This is a genomic window from Streptomyces sp. URMC 123 (assembly GCF_051386515.1).
GTDB lineage: Bacteria > Actinomycetota > Actinomycetes > Streptomycetales > Streptomycetaceae > Streptomyces.
Genome location: NZ_JBPQTV010000240.1, coordinates 1 through 9,875, shown reverse-complemented (window position 1 = coordinate 9,875; position 9,875 = coordinate 1). Strand labels below are relative to the sequence as shown.

At 72.5% G+C, this 9,875-nt stretch carries 8 protein-coding genes; 5 read left to right on the top strand and 3 right to left on the bottom strand.

All coding sequences use genetic code 11. The annotated features are described in order from the left end of the window. Positions 1-27 precede the first annotated feature (27 nt). The gene (gene dnaE / locus ACSNOD_RS23195) at positions 28-3,573 is read left to right on the top strand and encodes a DNA polymerase III subunit alpha (RefSeq protein ID WP_436768957.1); all 3,546 of its coding nucleotides are present in this window, start codon (positions 28-30) and stop codon (positions 3,571-3,573) included. A gap of 120 nt (positions 3,574-3,693) precedes the next feature. On the opposite strand, the gene ACSNOD_RS23190 is transcribed toward dnaE, so the two are convergent. Next, entirely contained in the window at positions 3,694-3,873 is a 180-nt protein-coding gene (locus tag ACSNOD_RS23190) for a hypothetical protein (RefSeq protein ID WP_436768956.1), read from the bottom strand. Between the two features lie 274 nt (positions 3,874-4,147). Here ACSNOD_RS23190 and ACSNOD_RS23185 point away from each other — a divergent pair, with 274 nt between their 5' ends. The 4 genes from ACSNOD_RS23185 to ACSNOD_RS23170 all read left to right on the top strand — a co-directional run bounded on the left by ACSNOD_RS23185 (position 4,148) and on the right by ACSNOD_RS23170 (position 8,298). Continuing rightward, the gene (locus ACSNOD_RS23185; protein WP_436768955.1) at positions 4,148-5,416 is read left to right on the top strand and encodes an NYN domain-containing protein; all 1,269 of its coding nucleotides are present in this window, start codon (positions 4,148-4,150) and stop codon (positions 5,414-5,416) included. 124 nt (positions 5,417-5,540) lie between these two features. Then, positions 5,541-6,554: an ABC transporter ATP-binding protein gene (locus ACSNOD_RS23180; RefSeq protein WP_436768958.1), complete on the top strand. Its 1,014-nt coding sequence runs from the start codon at positions 5,541-5,543 to the stop codon at positions 6,552-6,554. Between the two features lie 45 nt (positions 6,555-6,599). Then, the gene (locus ACSNOD_RS23175; protein ID WP_436768954.1) at positions 6,600-7,451 is read left to right on the top strand and encodes an ABC transporter permease; all 852 of its coding nucleotides are present in this window, start codon (positions 6,600-6,602) and stop codon (positions 7,449-7,451) included. 565 nt (positions 7,452-8,016) lie between these two features. Beyond that, positions 8,017-8,298, top strand: a complete 282-nt coding sequence (locus tag ACSNOD_RS23170; protein ID WP_436768953.1) for a hypothetical protein — start codon at positions 8,017-8,019, stop codon at positions 8,296-8,298. Between the two features lie 177 nt (positions 8,299-8,475). Here the strand turns inward: ACSNOD_RS23170 and ybaK are convergent, their stop codons facing one another. Both ybaK and ACSNOD_RS23160 read right to left on the bottom strand, forming a co-directional pair. Then, entirely contained in the window at positions 8,476-8,982 is a 507-nt protein-coding gene (ybaK, locus tag ACSNOD_RS23165) for a Cys-tRNA(Pro) deacylase (RefSeq protein WP_436768952.1), read from the bottom strand. A 19-nt stretch (positions 8,983-9,001) separates the two neighbouring features. After that, positions 9,002-9,742 (bottom strand): LON peptidase substrate-binding domain-containing protein, encoded by a 741-nt coding sequence (locus ACSNOD_RS23160; protein WP_436768951.1) that lies wholly within the window; start codon positions 9,740-9,742, stop codon positions 9,002-9,004. Positions 9,743-9,875: the final 133 nt, after the last annotated feature.

Here is a 9,875-nt window from a genome sequence, read left to right as displayed (position 1 = left end):
CCCCGATGCCCACGGAGGCCCCCAGCCGTGACCTCGTCCAGGCCCCCCTTCACCCACCTGCATGTGCACACCCAGTACTCACTGCTGGACGGTGCGGCGCGGCTCAAGGACATGTTCAATGCCTGTCGCGAGATGGGCATGACGCACATCGCCATGACCGACCACGGCAACCTGCACGGCGCGTACGACTTCTTCCACCAGGCCACCGGTGCCGGGATCACGCCGATCATCGGGATCGAGGCGTACGTGGCGCCGGAGTCCCGGCGCAACAAGCGGCGCATCCAGTGGGGCCAGCCGCACCAGAAGCGCGACGACGTCTCCGGCTCGGGTGGCTACACCCACAAGACGATCTGGGCGAGCAACAAGACCGGTCTGCACAATCTCTTCCGGCTGTCCTCCGACGCGTACGCCGAGGGCTGGCTGACGAAGTGGCCCCGGATGGACAAGGAGACGCTCTCCCAGTGGTCCGAGGGCCTGATCGCCTCCACCGGCTGCCCCTCGGGCGAGGTGCAGACCCGGCTGCGCCTGGGCCACTTCGACGAGGCGCTCAAGGCGGCCGCCGAGTACCAGGACATCTTCGGGAAGGACAAGTACTTCCTGGAGCTGATGGACCACGGCATCGAGATCGAGCGCCGGGTCCGCGACGGCCTGCTGGAGATCGGCAAGAAGCTCGGCATCCCGCCGATCGTCACCAACGACTCGCACTACACGTACGCGCACGAGGCCGGCGCCCATGACGCGCTGCTGTGCATCCAGACCGGCAAGAACCTCTCCGACCCGGACCGCTTCAAGTTCGACGGCACCGGCTACTACCTGAAGTCCACGGACGAGATGTACGCCGTCGACTCCTCGGACGCCTGGCAGGAGGGCTGCCGCAACACCCTCCTGGTCGCCGAGCAGGTGGACACCACCGGCTGGTTCGCCAAGCGCGACCTGATGCCGAAGTTCGACGTGCCCGAGGGGTACACCGAGGTCACCTGGTTCCAGGAGGAAGTCAAGCGCGGCATGGCCCGCCGCTTCCCCGACGGCATCCCCGCGGACCGGCAGAAGCAGGCCGAGTACGAGATGGACGTCATCATCCAGATGGGGTTCCCGGGCTACTTCCTCGTGGTCGCCGACTTCATCATGTGGGCCAAGAACAACGGCATCGCCGTCGGCCCCGGCCGCGGCTCCGCGGCCGGTTCGATCGTCGCCTACGCCCTGGGCATCACCGACCTCGACCCCATCGAGCACGGGCTGATCTTCGAGCGGTTCCTCAACCCCGAGCGCATCTCCATGCCCGATGTCGACATCGACTTCGACGAGCGCCGGCGCTCCGAGGTGATCCGGTACGTCACCGAGAAGTACGGCCAGGACAAGGTCGCCATGATCGGCACCTATGGCACGATCAAGGCCAAGAACGCGATCAAGGACTCCGCCCGGGTGCTGGGCTACCCCTACGCCATGGGCGACCGGATCACCAAGGCCATGCCCGCCGACGTGCTCGGCAAGGGCATCCCGCTCTCCGGCATCACCGACCCCAGCCACCCGCGCTACAGCGAGGCCGGCGAGGTCCGGTCGATGTACGAGAACGAGCCGGACGTCAAGAAGGTGATCGACACCGCCCGCGGTGTGGAGGGCCTGGTCCGGCAGATGGGTGTGCACGCGGCCGGTGTGATCATGTCCAGCGAGACGATCACCGACCACGTCCCGGTCTGGGTGCGGCACACCGACGGCGTCACCATCACCCAGTGGGACTATCCGAGCTGTGAGTCGCTCGGCCTGCTGAAGATGGACTTCCTGGGCCTGCGCAACCTCACGATCATGGACGACGCCGTCAAGATGGTGAAGGCCAACAAGGGCGTCGACATCGATCTGCTGAAGATCCCGCTGGACGACCCCACCACGTACGAGCTGCTCTGCCGCGGTGACACGCTCGGCGTCTTCCAGTTCGACGGCGGCCCCATGCGCTCGCTGCTGCGGCTGATGAAGCCCGACAACTTCGAGGACATCTCCGCCGTCTCGGCCCTCTACCGGCCGGGCCCGATGGGCATGAACTCGCACACCAACTACGCGCTGCGGAAGAACGGCCAGCAGGAGATCACGCCGATCCACCCGGAGCTGGAGGAGCCCCTCAAGGAGGTGCTGGGCCTCACCTACGGCCTGATCGTCTACCAGGAGCAGGTGCAGAAGGCCGCCCAGATCATCGCCGGGTACTCGCTCGGCGAGGCCGACATCCTCCGCCGGGTGATGGGCAAGAAGAAGCCCGAGGAGCTGGCGAAGAACTTCACCATCTTCCAGGCCGGCGCCAAGAAGAACGGCTTCTCCGACGAGGCCATCCAGGCGCTCTGGGACGTGCTGGTGCCCTTCGCCGGCTACGCCTTCAACAAGGCCCACTCCTCCGCCTACGGGCTGGTCACCTACTGGACCGCCTACCTCAAGGCGAACTACCCCGCCGAGTACATGTCGGCGCTGCTCACCTCGGTGCGCGACGACAAGGACAAGTCGGCGATCTACCTCAACGAGTGCCGCCGCATGGGCATCAAGGTGCTCCCGCCGAACGTCAACGAGTCCCAGGCCAACTTCGCGGCCCAGGGCGACGACGTGATCCTCTTCGGCCTCACCGCGGTCCGCAACGTCGGCCAGAACGTGGTCGACTCGATCATCCGGTCCCGCAAGGCCAAGGGGAAGTACACCTCCTTCCCCGACTTCCTCGACAAGGTCGAGGCCGTCGTCTGCAACAAGCGCACCGTGGAATCCCTGATCAAGGCCGGTGCCTTCGACGAGATGGGCCACACCCGCAAGGGCCTCATGGCGCACTACGAGCCCATGATCGACAACGTGGTCCAGGTGAAGCGCAAGGAGGCCGAGGGCCAGTTCGACCTCTTCGGCGGCATGGACGACGGCGCCGACGACTCCCCGGGCTTCGGCCTGGACGTCGAGTTCTCCGACATCGAGTGGGACAAGGCGTATCTGCTCGCGCAGGAGCGCGAGATGCTCGGCCTCTACGTCTCCGACCACCCCCTCTTCGGCATCGAGCACGTCCTCAACGACAAGGCCGACGCGGCGATCTCCCAGCTCACCGGCGGCGAGCACGCCGACGGCGCGATCGTCACCATCGGCGGCATCATCTCCGGCCTGCAGCGGAAGATGACCAAGCAGGGCAACGCCTGGGCCATCGCCACGGTCGAGGACCTCGCCGGCTCCATCGACTGCATGTTCTTCCCCGCCACCTACCAGCTGGTCTCCACCCAGCTGGTCGAGGACGCGGTGGTGTTCGTCAAGGGACGCCTCGACAAGCGGGAGGACATTCCGCGGCTCGTCGCCATGGAGCTGATGGTCCCGGACCTCTCCGAGGCCTCCGTCAACGCGCCGGTGACGATCATCATCCCCACGGTCAAGGTCACCCCGCCGCTGGTCGCCAAGCTCGGCGAGGTCCTCAGCCACCACCGCGGCTCCACCGAGGTCCGGGTCCGCCTCCAGGGCGCCCGCAAGACCACCGTGCTCCGCCTCGACCGCCACCGGGTCACCCCCGACCCGGCCCTCTTCGGCGACCTCAAGGCCCTGCTCGGGCCGTCCTGTCTGGCGGGCTGACCGGCCCCGCCGCCACCGGTGCGTCACCCATAAGGGGATCACCGGCGTACGACCGTCTTGAGGGGCGCACCCGATCCGAGTGCGCCCCTCAAGGTCTTTCCGCTCTGCGCCAGTGGTGCGTCAGTTGTGCCCGAAGCGCTTCTGCCGCCCCTTGTGCGCCACGTCCGCCGGCGTCACCTTCGTGCCCATCCGTTCGGCCTGCGCCTCCATCGAGGAGCTCCTCGACTGCTGCTCGGCCTGCTCAGCGCCGCTGGCGCGGCTCTGCTGCTTACTTCGGTCCCGGTTCTTGTTCTTGGCCATGATCGCGTCTCCTGTGCGGATCTCGGATGCCCGGGCCGCGCCCCGCGGTGCCGAGTGCGGCCTACGACTGAACACGCTGGCACGATGCGGCAAAGACCGCATTTCGGAGAATTACCGTGAGTGAGAACGCCCGTGCGGGGTCGCGAGCGGATATCCGCCACGCCGGTGATCGCGTGCCGCTGATAACCCCCGTACGGTCGGGCAGACTCGAAGCGAACCCGAAGCAACGAGCCGTTCCGGGGGGCGACGGACCTCAACGGAAAGAGGGTGGAACGTGGACCGCTGCGTCGTCCTGGTGGACGCCGGCTACCTGCTGGGCGCCGCCGCGAGCCTGCTCGCCGGAGAACCCGCCCGGTCCCGCATCTCCGTCGACCACGCCGCCCTCATCCAGGGCTTGCGCGAACGCGCCGAGGCCGACACGGAACGACCGCTGCTGCGGATCTACTGGTTCGACGGCGCGCCCGACCGCGTGCCCCAGCCGGAGCACCGCCGGCTGCGGGTCATGCCCCGGGTCACCGTCCGGCTCGGCGCGCTGACCCGCAGCGACGGCCGCTGGGCCCAGAAGGGCGTGGACGCCGCGATGCACGCCGAACTCACCGAGCTGGCCCGCAATCGCGCCTGTTCCGACATCGTCCTCGTCACCGGCGACGGCGACCTGCTCCCCGGGCTGATGTCCGCCAAGGAGCACGGCGTCGCCGTGCACCTGTGGGCCGTGCAGGCCGCGGACGGCGACTACAACCAGTCCGAGGACCTCGTCGCCGAGGCGGACGAGCGGCGCGTGCTCGACCGGGCCTGGATCACCCGCGCCGTACGGGCCCGGGAGCTGTCCGGCGTCTGCTCCTCGCCGCCCGCGCCCCGGCCCGAGATCGCGGCGATCCTCTCCGCGCCCCTGCCCGAGTCGGCCGGCGAACCCGCCACCGCCGCGCCCGCCACCCGTAACGGCTCGGCCGCGGCGCCCGCCGCCACCGCGCCGGTCGCCGGCACCACCCGCGCGCCGGCCGCCGCCCAGGGCGGCGCCACCGACCCGCCCACCGCCAAGGGCGTGCCCACCCCCAAGGACCTCGCCGAGCTCAACCGCGCCGTCGGCGGCCCGCCCGGCACCCCCGCCACCGTGCCGAGCGCCACCCTGCGCTGGTCCTCCGACAAGGGCTGGGTCGACCGCGGCGGCGGCCCCGCCGAGCCCCCCGAGACCGCCGCGCTCCCCACGCTCGCCCAGCTCACCTCCGCGGAGCAGCGCTGGGCGGACCGCGAGGAGGACATCACGGCGGTGAGCGGTGACCCCTTCGAGGTGGGGCAGGTGTTCGCCCGGCGCTGGACCGAGCGGCTGAACACGCCCGCCCACCTCCAGCAGCTCTCCACGGAGTACCCGCGCATCCCGCACCGCATCGACGGCGAGCTGCTGCGGTACGCGGCGCGCTTCGGGCTGCTCGCGCACAAGGACGACCAGATCGACGAGCACGACCGCTACGCGATCCGGGCGGGCTTCTGGCGCGAGGTCGACGCGCGGACGGCGTCCGTCGAGGCGGCCACCCGCGACGCGTAGCCGTTCGACCGACTCCTTCCGGGGCGGTAAATCCCCCCGGAGGGAGCCCCGAGGCCCGCCCGCCCCCCTCGGGCGCGTAGTCTCGTAGCTCGTGAAGACGGGCACAGCACAGGCAGCACACGGCATCGGAGCCGCCGCGGCGCACACCGCCGCCGCCTGCGTCGTGCGTGACCTGGTCAAGACCTATCCCGCGGCCCGCGCCCGGCGCGGCACCCCCGCCACGCCCGCCGTCCGCGCCAGCGACGGCATCGCCCTGGAGGTCCGCCGCGGCGAGATCTTCGGGCTGCTCGGCCCCAACGGCGCCGGCAAGTCCACCCTCGTGCGGCAGCTCACCGGGCTGATGCGACCCGACTCCGGCACGGTCACCGTCCTCGGCCACGACCTCGTACGCCACCCCGAGCGCGCCGCCCGGCTGGTCGGCTACCTCGGCCAGGAGTCCACCGCGCTCGACGAGCTCACCGTCGCGCTCGCCGCCGAGACCACCGGCCGGCTGCGCGGCCTCGGCGCCCGCGCCGCCCGCGCCGAGCGGGACGCCGTCCTCGACGAGCTGGGCCTCGCCGACATCGCCGGCCGCCCCCTCAAGCGGCTCTCCGGCGGACAGCGCCGCCTCGCCTGCTTCGCCGCGGCGCTCGTCGGCGAGCGGCCCCTGCTGGTCCTGGACGAGCCGACCACCGGCATGGACCCGGTGGCCCGGCGCGCCGTCTGGGCGGCCGTGGACCGGCGCCGCGCCGAGCGGGAGACCACCGTCCTGCTCGTCACCCACAACGTCATCGAGGCGGAGACCGTCCTCGACCGGGTCGCCGTGCTGGAGCGCGGCAAGGTGATCGCCTGTGACACGCCCTCCGGGCTGAAGAACCTCGTCGCCGACGAGGTGCGCCTGGAGCTGGTGTGGCGCGAGCGCGCCCCGATGGACGTGCCGGAGGTCGCCGCGCTCAGCCGGTCCGCGCAGATGAACGGCCGGCGCTGGCTGCTGCGGCTCGCCGCCGACGAGGCCCGCGCCGCCATCGGCGCCGTCACCGGCGGTTCGGCCTTCGCGGCCCTCGACGACTTCACGCTCACCACCCCCAGCCTGGAAGACGTCTATCTCGCGCTCGGCGGCCGCGCCCGGGGCGCGGAAGGTCTGGTGAAGGGTGACTGAGCGCAGCACCGGCCATCGGCACGCGACGAACAGGAGCAGCGCAACGTGAGTGTCGTGCCCGCGGAAGCGGTGTCCCCAGACCTCCGGAACGACAGCGCCGGCGCGGACGGCACGGCGGGCGGCCGGACCGGGGGCGAGGCGGCCGTACCGCTCGCGCCGCGCGCCCGGCTGCTGCCCGCGCTCGCCGCCGTCTACCGCGCCCAGCTCTCCCGGGCCCGGGTGGCCCGCATCCCCCTGCTCTTCGTGGCGACCTTCCAGTCCATCGGGATCATGGTCCTGATGCGCGGGGTCGTCGACGGCGGGGAGGAGGCGCGGGCCGTCGTCGCCGGCTCCAGCGTCCTGGTGGTCGCCTTCGTGGCGCTCAACCTGCTCGCCCAGTACTTCGGGCAGCTGCGGGCCACGGGCGGTCTCGACCACTACGCCACCCTGCCGGTGCCGCCCGCCGCCGTGGTGCTCGGCGCGGCCGGCGCGTACGCGTCCTTCACCGCGCCCGGCACGGTGGTCACGGCCGTGGTCGGCAGCGTGCTGTTCGACCTGCCGCTCACCCACCTCTGGGTGCTGGTCGCGGTCATTCCGCTCTCCGGCGCCGCGCTCGCCGGGCTCGGCGCCGCGCTCGGGCTGCTGGCTCCCCGGCAGGAGATCGCCACCCTCCTGGGGCAGCTCGGCATGTCCGCCGCGCTGCTGCTGGGCGTGCTGCCCGCCGCGCACCTGCCCGCCCCGGTGGCCTGGGCGCGCGACCTGCTGCCCTCGACCTACGGGGTCGAGGCGCTGGCCCGCTGCTTCGACCGCGCCCCCGACTGGGCCGCGGTCGCCGGCGACCTCACCGTCTGTGCCGCCGTCGGCGTGGTCTCGCTGGCGGTCGCCACGTGGGCCTACCGGCGGGCGGCGGTGCGGTGACGCGCCCGGACCCGTCGGCCGGCGCCGGGCACCCGGCGCCGACCTGGCACGATGACGGTGTGACCGCACCTTCGACGCCGCATGAGCCCCCGCGTGAGCCGCTGCGCCCCGGCCACTCCCACGACGCCTCTCCGGAGGCCGGAGCGGGGGGAGGCCCTGGGGCCTCCGGGAACACGGGGGACACCGTGACCTCGGGGGGCTCCGGGAACCCCCGGAACTTCGGGGACTCCGGGGACTCCGGGGACGAGGCCCGTCGGGAGCTGGTGGCCGAGCTGCGGCGCGCGGCGCTGATCACGGGGCTCGTGATGCTCGCCGGCGTGTTCCTGGGCTGCTGTGGCTGTGGCTGGCGCCGCGCATCCCTCTGGTCTCCGACGGCAGGGGCATCTACTTCAAGAACTCCGAGGGCGAGGAGGCCATCGGCGCGGACGGTACGTTCGCGCTGCTCGCCGCGGGGTTCGGCGCGCTCAGCGGCGCGCTCGTCTTTCTGTGGCGGCGCTCGGGCGGCGTCGCGCTCGTCGTCGCCCTGGCGCTCGGCGGCCTCCTCGCCTCGGTCCTGGCCTGGCGGATGGGGGTGTGGCTCGGGCCGACGGGCAACGTGGCCGCCCACGCCCGGAGCGTCGGCAAGGACGTGATCTTCGACGCTCCGCTCCAGTTGCGGGCCAAGGGCGCGCTGCTGATGTGGCCGCTCGCCGGGCTCGGCGTGCACCTCGTGCTGACGGCGCTGTTCGGGCCGCGCGACGAGGAGCACGGGGAGCGCGTGGAGGACGCGGAGGACGGGCCGGCCGGCCAGGAGGCCGAGGCGGACGGCCGCCCAGGGCCGGAGCACGGCAGGCCCTCCGGGGGCTGACCCGGAGGACCGCTCGACCGGTTACGCGGGGCGGCGGCCGTGGTTCGCCCTGCTGCGGCGGAGCCGCCACTTCCTCTTACGGGTGCGCTTCGACATCGTCGACCCCCTCGGGAACCGGGGCAGGCGGGCGTGCCTGCTCCCTATCCCCTAATCGAGGGCCGGTCCGCCGTCCAGGGCTCACGCACGGGCGATCGGCGCCAGCACCGCGTCCGCGAGCTCCACCAGCGCGCCCGGCGCGAGCTCCACCTCCAGGCCGCGCCGCCCGGCCGACACACAGACCGTTCCGTGCGCCGACGCCGAGGTGTCCACGACCGTCGGCAGCCGGCGGCGCTGTCCCAGCGGCGAGATGCCGCCCCGCACATAGCCGGTGGCGCGCTCGGCCGCCGCCGGGTCGGCCAGCGCGGCCCGCTTGCCGCCCACCGCCGCCGCCAGCGCCTTGAGGTCCAGCGAGCCGGCGACCGGCACCACCGCGACCGTCAGCGCGCCGTCGACCTCGGCGACCAGCGTCTTGAAGACCCGCTCGGGGGCGACGCCCAGCGCCCGCGCCGCCTCCTCGCCGTACGGCAGACCGGCCGCCGGGTCGTGCTCGTAGGCGTGCACCGTGAAGTCCGCGCCGGCCCGGGACAGGGCGACCGTCGCGGGCGTGCCGCCCGCGTCGCCCGGGGACCGCTTCTTCCTCGCCATCGCCACCCCCGCCGAGGGATCAGTTGGGACAGGTCGGCTGCCGGGTCAGTTCGACGGCCGGCAGCGAGGGAATGCTACGGATCACCGCCGTCTCCGCGCGCAGCAGGGCCAGCTCCTCCTTCAGCCGGCTCGCGGCGTCCGGCGCCTCCAGGAGCCGCTGCTTCGCGGGCGTGTCCAGGATCGCCGCCGAGGCGACCAGGTACGAGAGCACCGACGGCTCGGCGGGAATTTCCTGCTTGGTGGTCAGCGTCGACTCGTGCGCGCCGGCCAGCCGCTGCTGATAGGTGTGGAAGGCCCGGATGACCCCCGAGGAGAGCGCCCCCGCGCCGTGCCCCTCGTCCTCCGGCAGCTCCTCGACCTCACCCACCAGATACGGCCCGCTGCTGTCCACGGACAGCAGCCGGAAGCGGGTGGTGCCGGTGGCCAGGACGTCGTAGCCGCCGTCCGGCTTCTCCCGGATGGTCGCCGTGTCCGCGACGCAGCCCACGGGGTGGAAGGCGCGTATGGGGTCGTCGCCGAAGCCGGCGGACGCGCCGCGCTCGGCCGGCCCGGTCGGGTCCGGCAGGCCCGGCGCGCTCGGGGCCACCTCGCGGCCGTCGCGGATCGCGACCACGGCGAAGCGGCGTGGGGCGTCCTCGTCCACCGTGAGCAGGTCGCGCATCATCGCGCGGTACCGCTGTTCGAAGACGTGCAGGGGCAGCACGAGCCCGGGGAACAGCACCGAGTTCAGTGGGAAGAGGGGGAGGCGCGCGGTGGTCACGGCGCCCAAGCGTAGTGGCCTCCGGCCCGGCTTCGGCGTTCGCGCGGTTGGCGCGGGCCTCGGCGGTCTCGCGTTTCGCCTCGCCTGCGGGGCCGCTCGTCGCGCCTTCGGCGCGGGTCGCTGCCCGCCCACC

Bases quoted from the DNA above. Each gene is read 5' to 3' on its own strand.
- ACSNOD_RS23190 (WP_436768956.1), bottom strand. From the start codon at position 3,873: ATGGCCAAGAACAAGAACCGGGACCGAAGTAAGCAGCAGAGCCGCGCC.
- ACSNOD_RS23170 (WP_436768953.1), top strand. From the start codon at position 8,017: ATGGGGGTGTGGCTCGGGCCGACGGGCAACGTGGCCGCCCACGCCCGG.
- ybaK (WP_436768952.1), bottom strand. From the start codon at position 8,982: ATGGCGAGGAAGAAGCGGTCCCCGGGCGACGCGGGCGGCACGCCCGCG.